Below are 21,160 nucleotides of genomic sequence, written 5' to 3' on the forward strand. Positions count from 1 at the left end.
CAGATTCGGGAATGTGTAAAAAAAGAACCTCATGACCGGAGTGATCCTTTAGTCCGGGCGTGCCTTAATTTTGTTAAGTTCAAGGATGACCTGGACATGGCAAACCGCACGTCCTGTGTCCACCCGTCTTTCGTAAGGATGCTCAGGTGGCTGTCAGGATATTACGAACCCTCAGAAAAATGGAATAAATCCCGTAGGCCGCGACGTAACGCAACTGCTGCTTATCCTTCTCATTTTATGCATTATGCACTGCCTTTTTTGTACAGCCGGACGGCTGAAATGGGAGAGTATGAAAAACGCCTCATTCGTCCTCAGCTCGTTGTTTCGGGTACATATGGCATTTATGACCGGGGCTCTTTGAGCGGCTATGCCAGTAACAGTCCGGAAGAGGTGATGGACTGGTCTGATAAGGCAGTTAAGGAATGTGATGTCGGGACCTGTGACCCTCAATACCTCTGTCCTGGAGGGTTGCCGCTGTATGTTGCTCTGGAAGGCAAAAACAGGGTTGAACTCTTCAAACGTCACAGAAGTGCCATGTTTGCATGGGTCGCCCCCTCTGTTTCCGTGCCGGCGGAGGAGCTGAAACTCATACGTCTGAAACCTTTCAACGTTTGGGCAGTAGGCCATGGCAGCAGGCTTTGTGTTCTTCCGTTCAGCGGGCCGGCCCTGCCCGTCTATAATGCGCTCAAGGTCGCTGTCGGGAAACCCAGATGGGATTTTTTCGCCCTGACGAAACTGCGTAGTGCGCGACTCAATGCAGTCAGTTTTCAGATGAGTCGCTGATTTGCTGATGACCGGCCTTACAAGGGTAATTATCTGTATTTTCGGGAAAAGAAGGCTCTTTTCCCGCTTAACGCATTTAAATTTTTTCAGTTAACCTTCCTCGCAGCTCCTTAATAAAAACTCCCTTATACGCACGTACTCACCTGCTCTCCCGTCCCAGATTCGGGATGACTGAGAAACAAATTCTTGAGTCCCGTCTGAAAGCTCATTAAGAACGTCTTTGATTTCCTGCCGCAGCGGATAATCATCCGGAAGCAATGCAGACAGATGCATCCGGAAATCCATTTTCTGCGTCCGGGGAACGCCGTCAGCTTCGGAACACATGTCGATGATCTCCGTGACCGTCATCTGCCGGATGCGGCACACGTCTGTCAGCACTTCTAAATCATCGATGGTCAGAAAGTAAATCCGTTCTTCCGGCACGGGCAAATGGTGCAGCTCCGCGCGGAGAACGTCAAATATGTCGGGTTTGATGTTGGCGGCAATGAACTGACCGCTGGAAATGAAATGATCCTGTTGTAAAACGATTATCAGCGAGTCTCGTCGGGAGGGGAGTCTGTTTTCAATTTCGTTGATAATGGCTGCACATTTTTCTCCTTTCTCTAACCCTTCTATCAGGTTTCCCTTGATCCTGTCGTGCAGCAGGTTCGCACTGGCCGATTCTCTCAGGATCCTGTGGGGAAGCACCGCTTTTGAATCAATGAAGATGTAAGCCTCTCCCTCACGGATAAGATAATCCACGACTTTACCTGTGCGATCCGCACGTTTGTAACGTGATTTGAGAGTCTGCTCATTCTGCAGCTCGCTGAAAGTCTGAGACAGATGTTTCTCTAGGTAGCGCTCAACTGTTCCGCCAAACCTGTTGCCGTAATCACCTGTATGATTTTCCTTAAAGAGTTCGGGAACCAGTGAGCCAAGTCCGGCACCAAGCAGCTGTTTTGAGAAAACGATTGCCGAATCTTCAGACAGCAAGACGGGTCTGCGTATAAAAGGCGTACGCTCATAGTATTCTTCGGGAATCGGCGTGGGCCGTTTGTAGTAGGCAATGAAGGTTCCGATTTCGTCGGGCCTCAGCGAGACAAGCCTGAGAAACGCGTCCACTGCCTCAACGCCGTATTTCGGAACCATATACAGGATGAGCTTACTGAGTGGAAAGCTTCCGGATTCGCGGCGGGTATCCCGATGAAAAACTGCCATCAGGAAATGGGCCATCCCGTAGTAGTCCTCCAGTCTGAGCCCTGTCAGGCTGAAAAATCGGTCACGATAGAACGGCGACGGGCTTCTGCAGTACCAGATGTACTGACGGGCCAGTGACGTCGCATAAGTCCGGACATTCGACTGATAGAAAGCCTGATTGACAATCATTCGTCGCATTTCGAGAAAAATACCCTCAGCCCGGTAGAGATCAGTTGCTTCATCCTGGAGCAGATAGATTCGGTTGATGACCGCAACGAAGTCTCTCTCTGACATGACAGAGGCGCGCTCTTTTTCCGGTACAATGAATTTCCACTTCAGGGCCAGAAAACAACTCCAGGGATAGTTGAGTGCCACGCCATGAGCGGGATTTTTGTAAACCTGGAAGTGTTCAAACAGGCGCCTTAAAAACGATGCATGCGTATAGGTACTGAGTTTTTTTATGATGGCACTGGCAAGTTCCGGGTATTTGTTTCGTGTTCTGAGCAGAGGTAGCATGTCTGGTCCTTAACATGGCGCTGAAATAAAAACGTGCTTAGTCTGTTACAGACTAAATGTTTTTGGAGCAGTAAGGATACTGTCTGTGATTTCGGCCACGGAAGGCACTTCATTACACCGTTCTCAGCTGAAGGTAAACCGAGCGAATGGTGAGCCGCTGATGATGGCCGCGAGCCTTTCATTTTACTAAAACCGGAGGGCTCTCTCAGGATGATATGGTTTAGAAAAAAACAGACACGCTGTGAGCCGGGTGAGCCGGTTGACAGCGTTACAGCCCCGGTAAATGAAGCCGGTCTTAATCGGGACAAAGCCCGGTTCGACCATGTGCTTTCGTTCGCGGCGTCTCTGCCCCCGGCGGCATGCCACACTCTCCTGCGGGCCCTTGTCAGGCCCCTGCAGGCTGATTATCTGCTGGCGGTAGCCGCAGAGGGGCAGGATGCGCGGCCCGAGCTCAATGAAAGACAGTTCTTTTTTCAGGGGATCTTTGATTACATCAGTTTTGAACAGCTCAGCCAGCAGAAGATAGCGCCTGATGATTACCCGCTGTCGCTGGCGTCTGACATGGTTCTGCCATGGCCGTGGAGTATGAACAGTTACAGTAACAGCCTCAGTATCGGAGCCTGGCAGGGAAAACCCTGGAAGTTCGATCCTTCAAACCAGGTGGTTGAACTGTGGCTTCCATGGCGTATTGGTTTTGTGAAGGGCGGCAATCACTCGCTGGCGGCCGGCATTCTGGCGGGCGAAGGGACCCTGATGCCTGATAAAGTTTATGATCTACAGGCGCTGCTGGCATGCGTTTCAACCGATGGTCTCTGGTGGTATGACAATGACGGGCCGGTTGAAACAGTCCGGGACTGGCGTACGGCGGCATTTTATGAGATAGGAAGGCTGATTAACCTCTGAATGCTATTTTTTAGTCTCAGAGGCGTTATACGCGTTGATATACATCTCCATTTCCTTCGTAGGCCACGGTCCCATTGGCACAGTCATGGCCAGCCATGGCAGATATAATGCTCCTGTAAAAAATGCCATGATAAACCCAGCCGTGACAGGATCGTATTTCTGTGCGGCAAGATAAAATAAAAATCCGGTATAACAGGTACTTACCGGCAGGTTGAGGAATATAAAGAAGCGCCAGGCCAGTCTGTACCACCTCTGTGCAAAAACAATTCGCCCATTTTTTTCCGACAAATAGGTCCGCCAGCGGATAAAGTAGCGGGACGGGAGGTTATGGCGCAGGCAGAGGCGTGTCAGCGCTTTCTGAAGGCGTGGATCCGAGAAGCCGGTCAGCTTTCTGCGCGACAGCTGGTTAAGTTCAGCGCGCGCCAGATTGCGGGTTTCCCGCGAAAGATAAGGCTGAGTGAGCATTTTTTCAAGATGCTGGCGTCTTCTGTTGAAAATTGCCCTGAACAGCCCGGCAGGTTCGGTCCGGCTCAGCCAGCCAAAAATCATATTCACCGCGTGATACGTGACGAAAGCAATCACCACCGGCCAGCCGTGGCTGAGAAACAGCTCAGTAAAATCCTTAGCCTCTGTCACTGACCCTTCTCCCTGTAATCATCCTGGCTCAGGTCATCGCCGCACGATGGCCGCTTACGTACCTTCCCCGCTGAACGATACCGGAAGCGTTGCCGCCACGTCCAGCGCAAACACCCGAATGTAAACGTTTATCGAGCGTGCATTCCTTGTGACCGTCCAGCGTCTGAATAACTTTCGCTGGCTGATGTTTACAGAGCTTATACATGATACAGGAGGGGCGGAAGGAGTGAGGCGTCACCGGCATGGAAAAATGCTCCCGTCATCGTTCGTCCCGGCCAATTTCTCCCAGTTACGCAGGGGCTGATCGGGATGCATCACTGACGCATGATAAAAAACAGGTTCTCTGAGGGCATGACGCCCTTTCAGGAGGGGGGATTTTTCCCTTACGGGTTTTTCGCTTTCAGCCAAAACGTCTCTCATCCGCCCCCCTTTCGCAAAATGACAGTAAAATGAATACAGCATGACCACGACCAGAGGCGGACATAACAATGGGCCTACCCAACCTGACGGGTGCTGTCATTTCAGTTATCACACGAACAGCACAATACCTGTTTAACCGTAAAAGCCGGCAACGGCGGGCGGGGGAAGCCGCGTCACATCTGGTCAGCGTGCTCGATAAATTTGTTGTGGGTTACGATGCGGTTGCCAGAGATAACGGTTACGATCCTTTTACCGATCCTGCATACCACGATTACCGTAAGCGGAAGCCCCGGAGTGAAGAGGCCCGTTTAAACGTGCCTGATATTCCCGGCAGGGAGTTATTGCCACTCAGCATCAGTGACAGGGTACGCGCTCTGGAAAGCCTGCAAAATGACACGTCTGACGCGCTGCGTGAAGCCTTTGAAGAGGATGACGGCTCGGACGATAAGTTTTACGCCACGCGGCAAAAGATTTTTTCTTTTCTGGGATTTCGGGCCGTGGAACTCTCACGGGAACTCCGTGCAGCTTACCGTTTATCGCCACCCTCCCCGGCACACCGGGAAAGGGAAACACGCATTGAGGAAACCGTCAGGTACCATGACGGGTTCAGCATAAGAATACGCCGAATAGAACGGCGTATTGCCCGGGAGGCCAGGATGGCTGCCGGTAACATCACTCAGGATAAAAAACATGGAAATTAAAGATCTGCTCACGCCGGCCATCACCGTTTTAGGCGTGTTTCTGACGGCGCGTTTTGCCCTGCGTAACGAGCACAGAAAGAAAGCGCTCGAAATTGAAACGACCCAGCTGGAAAGCCTTTCTGCCCTGGTGCTCAGGTCTCTTGATAACTTTGCTCAGTACACTGCTGCACTTGCGGTTCTTGTCGATGCAAAGCGAACGATAATGACGGAGCAACGTCATCCGGGCAGCCGTGACAGCGCAGTCATCCCTGTCGCGGAACTGCAGAAATGGATAGATCAGTTAGATGCCGATCCTGTATGGGGACTTAACCGGAGTGACCTGCAGAAGGCCTCCCACGGTCTGAGGTTTCACCGGGAAGCGGACTGGGCACGCTGGCAGCAAACCGTTCCGCAGCTGCAGCGCGAAATAAACGCGTTTTTCATGATTACGACGCCGGGTGAGGAAAACATAGAACGCAGGAACGGCGTGCGGACAGCTGCAGAGGCGGGCGCATTTGCGGAGGCGATGCGAACCCGCGTCAGGGAGCTGCAGAGCCTGCAGGAAACCCTTTTAACCTCCATGAAAAACGATTTCAGTCAGCTGCTCAGGCCGGAGCAGACCGCGACGTTCTGCTCGCTAATGAAAGGCTTAGGGCGCCGGATGCGCCGCTTCTTTGCCTGTCGCTTTTAACCCGGCGGCAGCGATCGCAGCACCGCGGCCGCTTCCGCGCCCTCCCCGCTGAACGAGACCGAAAGCGTTGCCGCCACGTCCAGCGCAAACACCCGCGTGTACACCTCCATCGAGCGCGCATCCTTGTGACCGGCCAGCGCCTGAATCACTTTCGGCGGCTGCCGGTGATAGAGCATGTGCATGATATAGGAGTGGCGGAAGGTGTGCGGCGTCACCGGAATGGAAAAGTACACCCCGTCATGGTTCGCCCGCTTCACGGCGGCCTTCAGCCAGTTCCGCATGGTCTCGTCGGTGACGGACCAGAGGGGCTCACGACGCCTGGGGCGTTCCGTGGCGAACCAGCTGCGGACCTGGTGCACATAGCCGGCGTCCGTCAGTGGCACCAGCCGCACCGCGTCTTTCGTATGAAGGAATGGTCGAAGACCGGCTCTGACAGGAAAAACGTGCCTTCATCAAGCCGCTGCGCTACGACGGCGAGGAAGACGTATTCCCGGACTTCGTGCTGAAGGACGTTCCCGGCATCGATGCGCTGCCGGTTGAGGTCTTCGGAATGAACACACCAAAGTACCTGCAGCGCAAACAGGAAAAAACCGCCTATTATGACAGGGAATACGGTCCGGGGCGGTGGTGGGTCTGGAACGCTGCAGACCGGTCAGACATGCCGGCATTTCCTCCAGTATGAATCTGGTGTTGTATAGCTGAAGGAAGTCTCGGTTGAATTACTGAACCTGACAGTCATGTCCCTGACTGTCAGGTTGTCAGGTCAGAACGTGGCGGGTATTGTTTAAGATGCGCGAACATTTTCACTGAAGCTGAACTTTCGGGAGCAGGCAGTGGACATGACTGAAGAACTCAATGACACATAATTCTACGCCGGTAGGCCAAATCTGACCGCAGGTGAGCTCTTTTTCATGATTTTCTGCGAGGAAGTCGCCGGACAGCTGGACGTTGATGACTTCGGCGCGATCGTGGCCATCCTTTCCGGGCGAAATGTCCTGACTACCCGTGCCAAACCGCGCGATGCGGAAAAGGGCACATCCTACTCTTCACGTGCTGCGCGCAGAGTATTCGGGACCGCCAAATTCCCCTTCAGCATGCAGCTTCCCACTGCCGTAGGGGGATATCCCCCAGGACGGCGCGTATACGATGGACGCACAAGCTCAGCACTTTTATCGGGCGTGCGATCCCTGTGGTGGGCTGGGTGATTCTGGCCAGAGATGTTGCCGATATCAGCTTTCACACGGTCAACCGGTACAACACAATCGCCCGCGTGGAGGATTAGTCATGGTAGTTGAGACGCAGGCGCGCGTAATGGCGCTCATTGAGCCGTGGAACGGTCGTGCCCTGCTGACGTTTCGGAAAAAAACGCTTACGCCTGAAACGTCGCTCAACCTGGACATGAAGCTGGACCCGGAAGATGCGGCCGAATGCCTGCAGAGCGTCTTCGAAGCGTTTGGGATGGATTCCGATCAGGTGATGTTCAGCCGCTATTATCCCAGAAACCCGCGCGAGGCCGTCACTCTTACGATAGAAATGCTCATTGAATCCGCCCGTGCAGGTCGGTGGTGCTTCGAATAATCAGGCCCGTTTGGGTACGGGCCATGCAGCAGGAGTGTTTGACCAGCTCCCGCTCGTATCAGCAGCGTGGTCTTGCCCGAGCCGGCAACGGCAAATATCACTCTCTTATCCATGTATGAGACCGAAAATGGTTTTTACCAGGAAGTTATGTCATTGTGAAAGACGCCTTTAACTTATGAAGCTGATGTAATGACTCTCAGTGGCGCATCATCAGGTCTTTAAACCGTTAAGGTAAAAATGGGGGGATTTCAGCCTGAAATTAACTTGGTTTTTTTCACAAAAACAGTAAGTTATAGGATTTTTGATTGGGTTTTTTTAAATTTGGGACCGTATTTATTACCAATACGATCCTCAACCTGTGGCTCTTTCCAAATTATTTTTTCAGCATTTTTTCAATAACCGACTTTATCGCGTCATCCATTTCAGCCTGCCAGGCGGCGGGTAACCTTGAAAATTCATATGTAATTAGTCGTTTTTCTGCGTCAGTTTTCTTACGGGCAAACTGTTTTTTGTCACTGAACTCAGCAATCTTTTCTGTCTGGATTTTTTTTGCGGCGCGTGCATTCTTAGGCTCAGCGCATACTGAACGAAAATGATTAATGATCTTGGTTTTAACCGTAACGTCATCATGTTCAGCTAACAGGTCTTTCCCTATGCGTTCACGCACGCAAGATACAAGTTCTTCTACACTGACTTGTCTGCTCGTGGCTTTTTCGGCGATATCAAGTAAGGTCTTGTAATCGTTGATTGACAGTTCGCTGGCAGAAGGAAATACGGCAATCATTTCATCAGGCACTGAAGCTGCCTGAAACGCACGCGTAACTTTTGCTGGAGAGAGTCCTTCCGCAGCAGCGATGTCAGACTGATTCATATGTTCCGGATACATCAACTTCAGCCGGTTGCCGAGTTCGCGCAGCGTATGCTCTCTGGCAGTCTGAATGTCAATCGCTAACTGACGGGCATCAGAAAGCGAGAGTTCGTCTTTTGTAACCAGAATTTCAAAAGGCATGCCGCTGTATAGACATGCGGCACGGCGGCGTGAACCGTCCAGCACCTCAATGCGGCCTTTAATTTCGCGGCCAATTGCAGGGAAAAACTGTTGAAGTTTTATGGTGCGGATAATATCACTGACTGAGTGTTCTGTTAAAAAAGTCTGATCTCGGCCATTCACGCCGTTATTAACATATGTCTGAGTTTCAATATTATCATGAAGGATCTTCGTAAGTGTAAATCGCGCTTCTGCCCCGGATTTGAGTGTGAAGATTCGAACACTTTCCGTCTCACTCAGCATTTTGCTGAAGCTCGAATTACCCAGTGTGCGGCCCATTTTTTTCAATTCTTTCATCAGTTAATCCCTCTTACGAACTCAATGCGCTTAAACACAGCCTGGGTAAAGCGTTCAGCCTCTCTTTTGGCATTTTTCAGTGCTTCAGTACTGCCCGGATATGACTGTGGATCAGCGCTTACGATTGTGTCGAATGTTTCCCCGCATCGTTCAAAACCATCGAGTCGCGGTAACGTGGCATCAAGGATGTAAGACGTAAAAACATCACGAGCCAGACCATGGGTCATTTCATGATCCCGTTTCGACGTCATTTTGGACATAAACCCGATATTTCCTTTAATACGCGGCGTAATGCCTTCCTCTTCCAGTTGTTCAAGCATGTCTGGTAAGCGCGTCAGATATTTAAGAGTTGAGTGAAAATCAACCTGAGCAGGAGGAGTTGGCGTGAGAAGTAAATCGCTTGCGGCTATCGCGTTTAGCATGAAAGCATCAAGGTGCGGACCCGTATCTATAAAGATGAAATCATAGTCATCACCTATACGGTCAATAATATTTCGGCGAAGCACTTCAGAGGCCAATACGCCGGGTAAATTTTCATGAACAAGGCGGTCCCACTGGCTGGCAACAAAACCATCATCAATAGATGCAGGGATAATATCAACGCCGGGAATAATGGTGGGTTTGATGATTTCCTGACGAAGTTGACTGGCATCCAAATCATTCAGCATAGCCTGGGCAGCAGTTTCGACAATAGACCCAATGCTGTTAGCCTGGTTAAGGAACATCGTGCTGGACGCCTGAGGATCAAGATCAATGACAAGATTGCGGAGGTCGTACTGCAGTAAGTCAGGATGAACACGTAAACCATGCGCGAGAGTTACGGTACTTACCGTTTTTGAGACGCCACCCTTGAGATTGACCACGAAAATGACAAAAGGGCCTTCCCCTTTATGGATGTCGCGGTATTTAGGCACATTCCTGTGTGCATAGATGTCGATAACATCCTGAACTGTCAACGCATAGTGCTTGGTGTTACCAGCATCTTTCTTACCAAATACGTGACCTTCTGACTCCATCTCTCCTATAGCTTGTTCAACAGCACGGCGACTGAGCTTAGGCAAATTGGCAACAGAGTTACGCGTATAGGTCTGATAGAACTGATCAAGACCAAACTCCTGCCTTTTATCAATAATATCATCGCTCATGCTGCGTAACATGGCGTTAGCCCTGCGCGCGGTTTCATCTACTCCACCATAATTACTTTTCATCATCCGCTCCGTTGACAACCATTTGAGGCAGTGTACATTTAAATTGGTTTTGTGCAACTTTTTTAATTTTATGTGAAAATGTTGTACATGGCTGAATTGTATGTTTTAACCGTAATGTTAACTTTCTCTTTTATCAGAGCGATGACGTATGATTTCTGCCTTTATTCTCATGAAGATGTTTACGAAAGAGGCTAAATGCTGCCCTGCCCTACTCCATGTTTAAGTAGCTATGCTATGCATGAAATACGATAATTACCCAGTTAGGTTTCACATTTAACTTGTTGTTTTTATTATGATTAATTTAATTATTTCAAAGTGAAATTCCCAGATCTAATTGATGCGGTTTAAATGAATGATCTTTTGTTTTACAAAGTCATCTTGGCTTGAATATTCATGAAAAGTGACTAATCATCACAAGCTTGGTTAGACGTTATAGCCTTATAGGCAGAAAGCTTAAGCGGCAAAAATCATATTTAAACTGATATATGATTGATAAATTTGTGAGGCTACAATGAACAGATTATTTTATCCGGTGCTGGGGTTTATCGGTCTGAGAAAACTTATAGGTAAAGACAGAAAAAGTGCCGGGGAATGGGGGTTTCTGGTAAACATACTGTTTATTGTTCAGCTGATTTTCATGGAGCAGCCTGGCGTCATCGACTCTGCGGTTCTTCAGTTGCTGTGGGCGGCTATTGGGACACGCTCCGCTTTTCAGGCCACTGAAACGTGGAAAAAAACAGGCAGAAACCTCGATCCTGCTAGTGACAGATTTGTAAAAATGCACGCTTAATCTTACCGAATTCTGAAACGGAACCATTCAGACGGCCGCCATGAGCAGTTTCCGCGACATCCAGCAGATCAACGTCACCTGCGAAGGGTTTAAATATAGTCACAACGGCCCGTTTTTCCAGAACAAAGACCTTGATATGGAATACGAAAAGGACGAAAACTGTATTTAAAAGCCATCTCTACAGAAATGTCAGTGATGCCGCGGCAGTTTAGGAAGCCGCATTACCTGTGCTGTATACGGGCAGTATTAAGGTTTACACGTCAGTCTGAGAGTGCAATGAAAAGCTGCTTTACTGAGTGGAATTCAGGCTCGGGTTTGAAGCAGGTAAATGCATGAACTTCGGACTGAAGGGTAAAACGCTGCAGGAAGACCTGCGGGACCTGACTAAACTACGCCCGGCTAAGCCGGCCAGCCGGGTTGAAGTCATCATCAGCTTTGATGGGATGAATGGGGAAAGACAACGAGCATTTGCGGCCTCGCTGACGGACTATAAACTGTCACTCATCCGCGAGATTCTTGGCGAGCCGACGGTATCTATTTTCTTTCCCGCGGTGCCCGTAGTAACGGGGAATAATGATCCGTTTTTACACTACTAAGATAATCCGTTAACGCATAGCGTAGCCTCAGTCGATAAAGGTTATTGCTATCTAAGATGGTAAATTGGATATTAAGCATCATTCTTCCTTAAAGCGCATGTCTTCCGGAAACAGCCGTTGTGCTTCCAATTGTAGCAACGTTGCCTGTTGCGATTGCTGTAGTAATCGATTGACCAATATCAGGTTAAAATAAATGTTGGCTTCTGGCCGTACACGGATTTCACTTTCTGCCCACTGTTTGTACGTCAGTAGTGCGGTAAAATCTTTTGACTTCGGATATTTCAGTAACTGGTATAGGTGGGTATCAAAGTAATAACGCGTCTGCCAAGGAGTAGGCATAATCACGAACTGCATATCACTGAAAGGCTTTAGCCCTTGCTTCTCTACTGCGGTAATAATCAATGCGCTGTATAGACCATTAACCATATACAGCAGGGTGAGCAGGGATAGGCCGCCAGCAGTAATCCGTGTAAACTGTTGTGTTCTTGCTGTCTGGCGATAACCCTGCCGTACATCGCAGACCCGCAGAATCACCAACAGAAAGATGGCGTGTGCAGCAGAAAGATATAGCGGGTATTCCACCATCATATGTAACGCAATCGGCAATATAACTATCCAAGGTGTGGGCTGTCGTGGCAGTAGCAGTCGTCGACGCAGCAATCGACATAGTCCGAGTCCCAATAGCGCTATCCCAAACAGGCTTAGTAGGCCTCCTTCTACTGCCCAGAACAATAGTTCATTATGGGGATGAGAGAGATTGAAACTCTGCAATAAATCAGGATGTGTCTGATGAATATGATGCAGAAACTGATATTGAAAGCTACCGTAACCCCAACCCAGTATCGGTTTCTCCCAAAGCATTACCCAGGCTTCTTGCCAGCCGTTCAGACGATAACTGACGGTAGAAAGGGTCGTTATCGCACGTGGAGCCCCCTTGATATCAAGCATAAATAACGCTGCTAGCACACCCCCAAAGATCAGGAACGTGGCCAGAGTACAGCGCCTGCGAGAAACGCGGTACAGAATTGCCAATTGCCAAGGTGTGAGCAGGATAAATGCCAGTAACCCGATGCGCGAAAAGGAGATTAGCAATAAAAAAGGAGCCAATAGCAGCATGAAGCTAATCAGCCATTGCAGGCGGCACGTGGTAGAACCGCAATACAGATAAAGGGCTAGGGCCAGCCCGCAGGCCATAAAGCTGGCCAGCATGTTTACCTGCTGGAAAATACCGTAAGGGATAGTTTGATCCGCCATAGTCCAAAAATATTGCAGCGCAGCCCAGCAGGCTTCTATGGCGGTGGCAGCTAACAATAGGACTAATAGCCGATGACGCGACTGGCGATTTAATCGGTATTGCAGCAGGGAAAAATAGGCCGCCCCCCACACAAGTAGTCCGATAAATCGGGGCAGCGCCTCCCCAAAATAGGGCGCACGGGTCCATAATAGCGGTAATAACAAGATGACACAGCCTGAAATCAGGTGCTTAAAAAAGCGCGACCTCGCCAGCGGAGCTCGTGCCATTTTCATAGTCATCAGAGTAATTATGGCCAGCAGGATCATGCCTACCATATTCCACGGTAAATAAAATCCACTACCACCTCTGTTAGGCCAGTAAATATGCATGGCAACAATTAAATAAAACGCTAGTAGCCGGAATAACCAGTCTTTACTTTTCTCTTGCATAATGAAACGTATCCTACGAAGTTTTTTGCTGATGAGTCAGAACGAAATTGACAACCGAACGGTAGCACGCCTACGGCGTGAGATCGTCTGCTGCACAGCCGAAGTCCTTTCCACCCTTATCCCTGTGTTTTATATTGTCTTTCATGTACATACCGCGGCCCGCAAAGATCTTGTTCCAGTACGATAACGGCTGGGAGCACTTCCTTGAGAAGAATAGCCATCAGCTCAGCGACTGGACTAAACTCTCTGTCGAGCGCATGCTTAAATACGTTACCTGCGCCATGATCCTACCCGCGTTATGTGGACACGGCCCTAAGCGAGGTTCTGGTTTTCAAACTGTTCCGTACTGAGACCGCCGCAGGCGCTGTGGCGTCGCCAGCGATTGTAATCACACTTGATATAATTAAACACCTCCGTCCGCATCATTTCCCGGCTGGCAAAGCGCTCGCCGTGGATACATTCCACTTTCAGGGAGTGGAAGAAGCTTTCCGCGCAGGCATTGTCATAACAATTCCCCTTTGTACTCATGCTGCCACGCAGTTTGTGCCGCTTTAGCAGAGTCTGATAATCCACTGAACGGTATTGCCCGCCACGATCTGTATGTACGATGACATTTTCCGGGCGTTTACGCCGCCACAGTGCCATTTGCAGCGCATCACAGGCCTGTCGCGCTGTCATCCGTGATGACATCGACCAGCCGATAACGGTCCGCGACCACAGGTCGATGACGACCGCGAGATATAACCAGCCCTCGTCGGTACGTAAGTATGTGATGTCTCCTGACCACTGGGCCGCTGGCACTGAAGTCCTGCTTCAGCAGATTCTCCGACACCGGCAGGCCGTGCTCACGGTAGCTGACTGGGCTTAACTTCCTGGCAGCTTTTGCTCTGAGCCCCTGACAGCGCAGGCTCGCAGCCACGGTTTTCACGTTAAACGTCCGCCCCTGCTCATGAAGTTCATCCGCCAGCCGGGGAGCACCGTAACGCTGCTTTGCGCGGGTGAATGCTTCCCGGACGGCGCTGTCGCAGCCACGCCGGAACTGCTGATGGGCGCTGACGACCGTGCGCCGTTTACGCCAGGCATACCAGCCGCTGCGGGCAACCCCCGCAGTACCCGGCACATCGCCTTAATGCTGAATTCAGCCTGATGCTGTTGGATAAAGACATACTTCATTTCAGGCGCTTCGCGAAGTATGTCGCGGCCTTTTGGAGAATGGCGAGTTCCTCATCACACTCTGCCAACTGCCGCTTGAGGCGGGCAATCTCAGCAGCCTGTTCGCTCTCTCGTTCAGTAGAAGTTGCCTGGCTCTGCTGTTTGCTGCGCCATTTACAGAGCTGCGACTCATACAGGCTGAGTTCGCGTGCGGCAGCGGCAACGCCGATGCGTTCAGCGAGTTTAAGGGCTTCATCGCGAAATTCCGGCGAGTATTGTTTGCGGGGCTTTTTACTGGCTGGTACGGATTTTGTCATGTGAGCTACCTCTGGTTGAGAGTTTACTCACTTAGCCGCGTGCCCACTATTGCTGGGTAAGATCAATGTCTTTTGGATACTCAGCCGCGGACACTATCAGACGAGCAGATCAATATTTTTGGACAGTTGGCCGGGAGTTTTGGCATCATGGCATGACGTCGGATATATCGATATTGTGACACTGCTACCCAACCGGAAACAGATGCTCAAAGATATCGCTGTTTCAAAAGAGAGCACGTTTAAACTCGTCATCATTGACTGTATCGACATGCCGTTTGCATATGAAATCACCCGCTCACTGGGCATGACCGCTGTGGAGAATTTATTGCGTGACATGGCGGTAGAGCTTCAGGCCAGGTGCAACTAATTGGGCAGCTCTATGCCGTCGCGGTGGGACGGTTTGCTTATTTCTCCTACGCAAAGGAGAATTCGGAACTCGAGAATATCGCCCTGTGCCTGAGGGGAATACAGGCCAGAATCAATCCTGATGTTCCTCTGGATTTGGATATTCATATCGCCGATTCAGTGGATTGTGGTAACTCAATGACGCCGGTTGAAATCCTGCGCCGCGCAGTCAGCGCATTGCACGAGGCGATAATTCACGGCCACCGGTTTATGACCTATGATGAGGCGCTGGATACTCGTAAGAAGAATGACTTTAGCCTGCTCACCAGCTTGAAATAGGCGCTCCAAGAAGACCGTGGATTATATCTGGTCTATCAGCCGAAGGTTTCGCTGGTGACGGGGCGGGTTACGGGCGTCGAAGCACTTTTGCGTTGGAAGCATTCAGAGCATGGTGAAGTTCTACCCGAGCTATTTATCCCGTTGGTGGAAAGAACCAGCCTGATGCGAGAGCTTACGGAGTGGGTGATAGATCATGCTATCACCCAGTTAAGTCAATGGCGTGATCGGGGAATCTCTCTACCTGTCTCTATTAATCTGGCCGCCAGCGATTTTTCTCGGCCCGATTTTGCTGATGAACTTGAACAAAAAATACGAAGCGCCGGGCTGGCTCCCGCTTTACTCGGCGTAGAATGTTTAGAAACGGAGAAGATGCTGGAAAGCCCAGCTGCTCTCAATGGGCTGGAGATGCTGAGGTCGCGAGGATTTAAGATATCTCTGGATGATTTCGGTTCCGGCTACAGTAATATCAACTATTTGCGTCAGATCCCCATGGACATCATTAAACTCGACCGCTCCATCGTCAGTAAGATTGGCAGCGACAAAACCAGCCGCATTATTGTCCGTAATGCTGTCAGACTGCTTAAACAACTCGATTATGTCGTACTGGCTGAAGGTGTGGAAAATGATCAGACAGTAAAGATATTACGTGGGCTGGGTTGTGACGAAGTGCAGGGGTATGTTTTTTCAAGGCCGCTTAGGCCTGGGGATTTGGAAGTCTGGTATCAGGCTAGAAATGAAAGTCCCACTGAACACTAGGCAGCTTCCCTGCCTCTGTCGCATTAGCTTAGAGAAGTTAGCAAAAGGTGAGTTGCGCTGTCGGTTATTTAGGCAGCCAACAGATAAAATTGTTCATGGTTAGGAGATTGGATCGTTTCTTTTTGAGGGCGACTGACCAGGACAGTAGCGCGATGTCCCACCCTAATGGTGCGATATCGTGATGGGTTGTGCGTAAAAATGTCGGTTTTGCTTTATTTTTAATCTAAAACCCCTTTCTTCAGGCGTACCTAGGTTCTATCGCATTAAGGCGTTGCCAGGTAATATGCTCTTTTTTGTCATATTGTCTATTTATATCTCTGATCTGCATAGCCTTCTGTCGCTTTCATTACTCTACCGATGTTATCGTTCAGTGCGTTCGCTGGTCTCTGGTAGTGGCCAATATTGGTTTACCACTACACACAGCTCGTCGCGGAACGCTTCACCTTGGCAGGTAATTTAAAGGATTATTGCCTTTAGATGGTCCGAAACCATCTTCCAGGTATATTCACCCGTTGCAGCGTTGACAGCGATAATCTGCATTTCATCAAACGAAATCCGTGAACTCATGATTTGTACGCCATTGCGCTTCAAAAAAACTTGAGCGACAAACAGCGCCGTTCGTTTGTTCGCGTCGTTGAAAATGTGACCGCGTGCGATGGCGACCAGATACACGGCGGCCAGATCGTAAATGTCCGTAACGCCGTCATAATGATGCATGTTTAACACGCGGTGAATGATGGCATCGGCGCGGCCAGGTTCGGCCATGCCTGGAACACCACCATCACGCGAGATTAAGCGATCATGAAACTCGATCACTTCCTGTGAACTGACTAATTTCATCGTTTTGAAAGTTCGGTGTACGCCGTGCCGTGTGTCTGCATGATCTCAGCAAATTCAGCATCGAGCGCTGCTTTGCGATAACGCTCAAACTCGGTTTTGCTCACAACCACTGCTGCTTCACCATTTCGCCGAGTGACTTCAACTGGTTCGCCAGTCGCCGCCATATCAAGAATTGCAGCCAGATTTTCTCGAGCATTGCTATATGTGTAACTGTTCATAGACCCCCCTTTTACCTGTTCATGTCAATTGTACAGTTGACATGGAAAAATGCAAAGGTGTACAGAATGCCCAGAGTGTCCAACCGGGCACTATCTGGCTCTGAACATAAAATAAATCAGCCATATGTTCGCTCGGTGGTGAGAAGGTACTCATTGAAAGACTTGGACGGCTCCAGTCAAAAAGACCATTCCCTACGCAGACTGAACGATTCTGTCGCATTAGTGATATGAGGTTGACCAACGTTGCGTTGTAGGTTATTAAGGCAGCAAGCAAGTAGAATTGCTCCGCGGGTGACAATACCTAATTTTTCAGTTGTTGATATTGTCCTTTTAGTATCATGTTGAGCAGTTCTATGCCGGTTAGGATCGTCTGGGCCCGACGAAAGGATTTGAATCCCAGCATTGGGCGTATGCGGCTTTTGATGTTACGGTGATCTTGTTCAACCAGATTATTCATATACTTATTTTGCCTGACGATAATCGCTTCTTTGTATGGTTTACCTGTGTTCAGCGTTGCCAACGCTGCCATGTTGGCAACGCTTTTATCAATGGTCACTATCTCAGGGTCGCCGTGGTGTCGAATGGCCTTGCGAAAGAAGCGTAATGCCGCAGCAGCATCTCGTTTGGCGGTCAGTAGGAAGTCGATAGTCTGGCCGTCGGTATATGCTGCCCGGTACAAATTTTTCCACTGGCCTTTGACTCTGATGTAGGTTCATCCATTCGCCACCCACGTCCATCCTGTGCGCTTGTGTCGGCGAAAGGCCTTATCCAGCAAGGGGACCAGACGGATAACCCAACGATGCAGCGTGGAATGGTCAATGACTATACCGCGCTCTGCCATTATCTCCTCGCGATCACGTAGTCTGAGGGCATAAGCGAGATACCAGCGAACTCACTGAGCGATAACGACTGTGGGGTAATGCGAGCGACGGAAGGCTTTTCGGAGCAGAGACATGGTCAGGAAACATCGTAAAAAAAGCATGTATCCTGACCGCGTCGTAATGCGACAGAACCAAGTGAAGGGTTGCAAGCGGCGGAACAATATTATCTGTTGGCTGCCATAAAAATCGCGCGACGCTTGTGTCAACTTGCACGGTATCGACACAACCTCAAAAAACTGCATGTTAAAGACGAATCCTGAGGCGACGACGGTCCAAGTGTGTGACGTATGCTATTCTATTGACAGTATTATGACCCCGCTACCGCTGTGGGGGCCCTCGACGGGCCCCGAGCTAGAGAGCTGTGACGTAATAACGATAGGCCCCTCCGAGGAGACAATCGCCCCCCCTGATACGCCATTAACCGTCACCCTCGACTTTATCCCATCCCCTAGATTGATCCGTTCAGTCGCCATTGATATCCTGAGGGTGGCTGGTCCACTGCAGGATAAGCCGAGCAGCGATGTTGTGGTGTGCCCGTTTACCTGGTCGGCGGAGAGAACCCCATGGTCGAGGTTTACAGAGTCCACGGAGCACGTTACGGTCCGCGCGGGGACGTCAGCGCAATCGTTTGTGTTCTCGAGTATTATTGACCCCATAACATTCTCGTAGGGGTGCGGGTTTAGGCCGACGCATACCCGCATTTTTTTCGCATTTGGGGGCGGAGTGGTACACAGCGAGTAAGTGTTCGCGTGCTCACTATATTTATACCTGAGTTGTGCCCACGATAGTCCGGGGGGCGCTTCTATTGTGGCGTTGTTTAACTTATTTGTTCCGACATCCCAGTGGTTGGTGAAGTTGGTCTGGAGATAGATCCCGTAGTGACACATGGTGAGCGGGCATGGAGGTATTCCCACGGTCGTCTCTCGGTCATAGACGATCGCGGTATTGACGCAGATGGGATAGGGATCGGACGGACGGCTGTTGTAACTCACGTTAGTTATGACGATCTGTGGAGATTTTTCGGATAGACACGGGGTTGGTGCGGTCACGGACGCGAGTAACGTGAGGATACCGAGTACTCGGTGGGTGGGGGTCGAACCTTGGCGGTCCGGGTCTTTTCTATATGGCATCATTTCACCTTGTGTTTGGGGTTCAATGCGGTGTTGCGCTTGCGCCGCGCGTGACGATTGCGGCGGCGGTGGGATGTCGCATCAGGCACCCTTAAATTCAACCATTGGGCAATTACCCGTCTGCAAGTTGCAATTGACGGCCTGCCCATACACACCACCGGTCTTCATAGGCACGCACCAACGCCTCGGTTTCTGTCTTCGACAGTCTCCGATACCTGGCTTGCTCATAAAGCCGCGCGCAACGTTCCCGATGGTTCTCTAATGCTCTCGGCGCTATCTGGGGCCCCAGCGGGGAGTACCATATGCCCAGCCAGTCATAGCCTCTTCCAATATTGCCCAGTTGCGTTTTATCTGGATGAACGTCAAATCCACCCAAATCAAAAAATTCATGCAGCGATTTAACTGCCTTGCGTAAATGCCAACGCGTTTTGGTGAATAAAATAAAGTCATCCATATACCTGGCATAAAATAATTCCTCTCGCGATGCAAAATAACTGTCTATATGCCGCAACAGACTGCCACCAATTAACGGACTAAGCGCACTACCACGGCATATTCCTTTTTCCGGCGTGTAAATATCACCACCATCGTCGACGCTATAATTGAGCCATTGCAGACATAACCCCCTGAAGACGTCATCATCTATATATCTGCGCAGTTGTCCTTCAACCTGATGCTTCAATATATGGCGGTAATAGCCGCGAATGTCTGTCCGGTAGACATAACGCCTGGCTCCGCTGTGCCACGCGGCACTGACCGCTTTTACCGACCCACTAACACCACCGTGCCCTTTCAGGTGATGGCAACGTGTATGACGGGGCAGTGGAGATTCAACCTGCAGTGCGACCCATTTGAGTACTAAGGCATCCCTTGCCGACCATTGCACCCAGCTTCTGCCGTGCCGGTGATACACCTGCATAGGCAACAGCCGATAGTCGCCAGACAATACTCGATTCAGCAACGCCCGCTTTTCACTGAACCACCAGAACCTCAGGTCCCATATATCCGCGTTTGCCGGTGCATGCTGGCGCCGCTGACATAACCAATGGTATGCCCGCTCCCAGCTCTCAAGAATTTGCGTGTTTTGCTGCATGTTTAGTATCTGGCAAGAGCGCTTACTCATACTCCAGGGCGAACGTCGCCACCGCGCCGAACGGGCCGTAACCGATGGTTCGATTGGCAATCGCCTGCGGCTCCCCCTTCACATAGGCCTTCAGCGCAATGCGGTTGTCCCCGGCCTGCAGCAAGTACGTGTCGCTCTCCGTATTTATCGGCACCGGTTTGGCTTTCTCTGTCTCCAGACCTATCGCAATGCCCGTAGCCTGACTGCCGCCGTCAAGCGCCAGTAACCCTGGCAGAGCCGCATTTTCGGTGCCCAGGAAAGTCACTTTCACCGTCTTACCCAGGCTCACGTCACACTCGGTCAAATGAATGCTGAATGACTGCCCCTGTGTGCGGGTATTCAAGTACAGGTACTTGTCAATAACCGAACCAAAATCCAGCGCGATGACCTCCTCACCCGGCGGTATCACGCAGGGCTCTGCCACCAGGGCACCATACAGATGAATATTCTCCCCTGCCGCCAGCACGGGCCCCGCAATCAGCACTGCCAGCAGGAGCATCACCGCCCGGGCGTCATTACGGCCTGACTTATGTTTCATCTTGGTTCCCTTATTGGTAGTCGGCCCGCAGCGTAGCCCAGGCCTCGAAGGCCCCTTCAGTCAAGGTTGCCCCGGCCTGCTTCACCGGCACAGCAGCCAGACGCGGCGGGTTGCCCGAGTCTATCGTCAGCGTACTGTTCGGCGTAAAGGGCGTGTCGTTCTGGTATACCCGGATGCCCAGGTTCTCCTTGTTGGTCAGCAGAGCCTCCTTGTCAAAGTCGGCAACACCGCCACTCAGGCTCAACTTCAGTACCCAGTTGCCACTGCCGGGTCTATCGCAGGTGATTTGATAACTCAACCCCTGTCGGTAATTCTCGCCGTCCACCTTGTTGATACCGACTCGCTCACCGAAATCGACCTCCACCTGATTACCTCCGTTGAGGGTACAGGGCGGCGGCTCTATCAGGGTGCCGTGAAACGTCATGCCCGCCTCACCGTCCTTGGCCTGTGCCGAAGTCATGCTCCCCGTCAAACCACCTGCCAGCAACAGGACTTTTAGTGTTTTACTCATGCTTC

Annotated in this window: 20 protein-coding genes and 8 pseudogenes; 13 read left to right on the top strand and 15 right to left on the bottom strand. The window is 50.6% G+C overall.

The window, feature by feature from the left end; genetic code table 11:
* Positions 1–279: 279 nt before the first annotated feature.
* Positions 280–783 carry a hypothetical protein gene (locus tag EL29_RS23200; RefSeq protein WP_235193325.1) on the top strand — a complete coding sequence of 168 codons (504 nt, stop codon included), beginning with the start codon at positions 280–282 and terminating at the stop codon, positions 781–783.
* A 90-nt stretch (positions 784–873) separates the two neighbouring features.
* Here the strand turns inward: EL29_RS23200 and gapS1 are convergent, their stop codons facing one another.
* Positions 874–2,475 (bottom strand): GapS1 family protein, encoded by a 1,602-nt coding sequence (gene gapS1, locus EL29_RS21470; RefSeq protein WP_028715598.1) that lies wholly within the window; start codon positions 2,473–2,475, stop codon positions 874–876.
* Positions 2,476–2,685: 210 nt separating this feature from the next.
* Between gapS1 and EL29_RS21475 the strand changes: the two genes are divergently transcribed.
* Positions 2,686–3,378, top strand: coding sequence for a DUF6710 family protein (locus tag EL29_RS21475; RefSeq protein ID WP_028715599.1), 693 nt, complete (start codon positions 2,686–2,688; stop codon positions 3,376–3,378).
* A gap of 3 nt (positions 3,379–3,381) precedes the next feature.
* Here EL29_RS21475 and EL29_RS21480 read toward each other — a convergent pair whose 3' ends face one another.
* The gene (locus EL29_RS21480; protein ID WP_235193326.1) at positions 3,382–3,960 is read right to left on the bottom strand and encodes a hypothetical protein; all 579 of its coding nucleotides are present in this window, start codon (positions 3,958–3,960) and stop codon (positions 3,382–3,384) included.
* A 108-nt stretch (positions 3,961–4,068) separates the two neighbouring features.
* A pseudogene (locus EL29_RS23205) lies at positions 4,069–4,320 on the bottom strand (tyrosine-type recombinase/integrase); the annotation flags it as partial.
* A 182-nt stretch (positions 4,321–4,502) separates the two neighbouring features.
* Between EL29_RS23205 and EL29_RS21485 the strand changes: the two are divergent.
* Both EL29_RS21485 and EL29_RS21490 read left to right on the top strand, forming a co-directional pair.
* Positions 4,503–5,135, top strand: coding sequence for a hypothetical protein (locus tag EL29_RS21485; RefSeq protein ID WP_028715602.1), 633 nt, complete (start codon positions 4,503–4,505; stop codon positions 5,133–5,135).
* Positions 5,125–5,805, top strand: coding sequence for a hypothetical protein (locus EL29_RS21490; RefSeq protein ID WP_028715603.1), 681 nt, complete (start codon positions 5,125–5,127; stop codon positions 5,803–5,805). The genes EL29_RS21485 and EL29_RS21490 overlap by 11 nt, the downstream gene beginning before the upstream one ends.
* On the opposite strand, the pseudogene EL29_RS21495 reads toward EL29_RS21490, so the two are convergent.
* Positions 5,802–6,206, bottom strand: a pseudogene (locus EL29_RS21495) (site-specific integrase); the annotation flags it as partial. The gene EL29_RS21490 and the pseudogene EL29_RS21495 overlap by 4 nt on opposite strands.
* 98 nt (positions 6,207–6,304) lie before the next feature.
* Between EL29_RS21495 and EL29_RS21500 the strand changes: the two are divergent.
* The 3 genes and pseudogenes from EL29_RS21500 (at position 6,305) to EL29_RS21510 (ending at position 7,383) form a co-directional block, all read left to right on the top strand.
* Positions 6,305–6,487: a hypothetical protein gene (locus EL29_RS21500; protein WP_423227461.1), complete on the top strand. Its 183-nt coding sequence runs from the start codon at positions 6,305–6,307 to the stop codon at positions 6,485–6,487.
* Between the two features lie 229 nt (positions 6,488–6,716).
* Positions 6,717–7,087: pseudogene (locus EL29_RS21505) on the top strand (STM2901 family protein).
* A 2-nt stretch (positions 7,088–7,089) separates the two neighbouring features.
* Positions 7,090–7,383 (top strand): DUF1493 family protein, encoded by a 294-nt coding sequence (locus EL29_RS21510; protein WP_028715577.1) that lies wholly within the window; start codon positions 7,090–7,092, stop codon positions 7,381–7,383.
* A 373-nt stretch (positions 7,384–7,756) separates the two neighbouring features.
* Here EL29_RS21510 and EL29_RS21515 read toward each other — a convergent pair whose 3' ends face one another.
* Together EL29_RS21515 and EL29_RS21520 are read right to left on the bottom strand one after the other, a co-directional pair.
* A complete protein-coding gene (locus EL29_RS21515) occupies positions 7,757–8,728 on the bottom strand; it encodes a ParB family protein (protein ID WP_028715578.1) in 972 nt (323 codons plus the stop codon).
* Entirely contained in the window at positions 8,728–9,936 is a 1,209-nt protein-coding gene (locus EL29_RS21520; protein ID WP_028715579.1) for an AAA family ATPase, read from the bottom strand. The genes EL29_RS21515 and EL29_RS21520 overlap by 1 nt, the downstream gene beginning before the upstream one ends.
* Positions 9,937–10,447: 511 nt before the next feature.
* On the opposite strand from EL29_RS21520, the gene EL29_RS21525 reads away from it, so the two are divergent.
* The 3 genes from EL29_RS21525 (at position 10,448) to EL29_RS21530 (ending at position 11,322) form a co-directional block, all read left to right on the top strand.
* Positions 10,448–10,726: a hypothetical protein gene (locus EL29_RS21525; protein WP_050442541.1), complete on the top strand. Its 279-nt coding sequence runs from the start codon at positions 10,448–10,450 to the stop codon at positions 10,724–10,726.
* A 40-nt stretch (positions 10,727–10,766) separates the two neighbouring features.
* Positions 10,767–10,895, top strand: a complete 129-nt coding sequence (locus tag EL29_RS23345) for a hypothetical protein (RefSeq protein WP_268748756.1) — start codon at positions 10,767–10,769, stop codon at positions 10,893–10,895.
* A 163-nt stretch (positions 10,896–11,058) separates the two neighbouring features.
* Positions 11,059–11,322 (top strand): hypothetical protein, encoded by a 264-nt coding sequence (locus EL29_RS21530; RefSeq protein WP_050442542.1) that lies wholly within the window; start codon positions 11,059–11,061, stop codon positions 11,320–11,322.
* Positions 11,323–11,400: 78 nt separating this feature from the next.
* On the opposite strand, the gene EL29_RS21535 is transcribed toward EL29_RS21530, so the two are convergent.
* Positions 11,401–13,005: a PglL family O-oligosaccharyltransferase gene (locus EL29_RS21535; RefSeq protein ID WP_028715580.1), complete on the bottom strand. Its 1,605-nt coding sequence runs from the start codon at positions 13,003–13,005 to the stop codon at positions 11,401–11,403.
* Positions 13,006–13,148: 143 nt separating this feature from the next.
* On the opposite strand from EL29_RS21535, the pseudogene EL29_RS23490 reads away from it, so the two are divergent.
* Positions 13,149–13,319, top strand: a pseudogene (locus tag EL29_RS23490) (IS91 family transposase); the annotation flags it as partial.
* Here the strand turns inward: EL29_RS23490 and EL29_RS21540 are convergent.
* Positions 13,318–14,474: pseudogene (locus EL29_RS21540) on the bottom strand (IS3 family transposase). The pseudogenes EL29_RS23490 and EL29_RS21540 overlap by 2 nt on opposite strands.
* A 69-nt stretch (positions 14,475–14,543) precedes the next feature.
* Here EL29_RS21540 and EL29_RS23380 point away from each other — a divergent pair.
* Together EL29_RS23380 and EL29_RS21550 are read left to right on the top strand one after the other, a co-directional pair.
* Positions 14,544–15,914 (top strand): annotated as a pseudogene (locus EL29_RS23380) (EAL domain-containing protein); the annotation flags it as partial.
* Positions 15,915–16,225: 311 nt separating this feature from the next.
* Positions 16,226–16,312: pseudogene (locus EL29_RS21550) on the top strand (IS6 family transposase); the annotation flags it as partial.
* Between the two features lie 58 nt (positions 16,313–16,370).
* On the opposite strand, the gene EL29_RS21555 reads toward EL29_RS21550, so the two are convergent.
* From EL29_RS21555 to EL29_RS21580, 7 genes and pseudogenes are all read right to left on the bottom strand, one after another.
* Positions 16,371–16,754 (bottom strand): type II toxin-antitoxin system death-on-curing family toxin, encoded by a 384-nt coding sequence (locus tag EL29_RS21555; RefSeq protein ID WP_028715582.1) that lies wholly within the window; start codon positions 16,752–16,754, stop codon positions 16,371–16,373.
* Positions 16,751–16,972 carry a type II toxin-antitoxin system Phd/YefM family antitoxin gene (locus EL29_RS21560; RefSeq protein WP_028715583.1) on the bottom strand — a complete coding sequence of 74 codons (222 nt, stop codon included), beginning with the start codon at positions 16,970–16,972 and terminating at the stop codon, positions 16,751–16,753. The genes EL29_RS21555 and EL29_RS21560 overlap by 4 nt, the downstream gene beginning before the upstream one ends.
* Before the next feature lie 301 nt (positions 16,973–17,273).
* A pseudogene (locus EL29_RS21565) lies at positions 17,274–17,927 on the bottom strand (IS6 family transposase).
* Between the two features lie 216 nt (positions 17,928–18,143).
* The gene (locus EL29_RS23555) at positions 18,144–18,986 is read right to left on the bottom strand and encodes an MrpH family fimbial adhesin (RefSeq protein ID WP_526023236.1); all 843 of its coding nucleotides are present in this window, start codon (positions 18,984–18,986) and stop codon (positions 18,144–18,146) included.
* Between the two features lie 109 nt (positions 18,987–19,095).
* The gene (locus EL29_RS21570; RefSeq protein WP_029571501.1) at positions 19,096–20,076 is read right to left on the bottom strand and encodes an RNA-directed DNA polymerase; all 981 of its coding nucleotides are present in this window, start codon (positions 20,074–20,076) and stop codon (positions 19,096–19,098) included.
* Positions 20,077–20,098: 22 nt separating this feature from the next.
* Complete coding sequence (locus EL29_RS21575) at positions 20,099–20,644, bottom strand: fimbrial protein (protein ID WP_028715586.1); 546 nt, start codon at positions 20,642–20,644, stop codon at positions 20,099–20,101.
* 10 nt (positions 20,645–20,654) lie between these two features.
* Positions 20,655–21,155 carry a fimbrial protein gene (locus EL29_RS21580; RefSeq protein ID WP_028715587.1) on the bottom strand — a complete coding sequence of 167 codons (501 nt, stop codon included), beginning with the start codon at positions 21,153–21,155 and terminating at the stop codon, positions 20,655–20,657.
* Between the last annotated feature and the right edge of the window lie 5 nt (positions 21,156–21,160).

It is taken from the genome of Pantoea ananatis LMG 2665, assembly GCF_000710035.2.
Taxonomy (GTDB): Bacteria; Pseudomonadota; Gammaproteobacteria; order Enterobacterales; family Enterobacteriaceae; genus Pantoea; species Pantoea ananatis.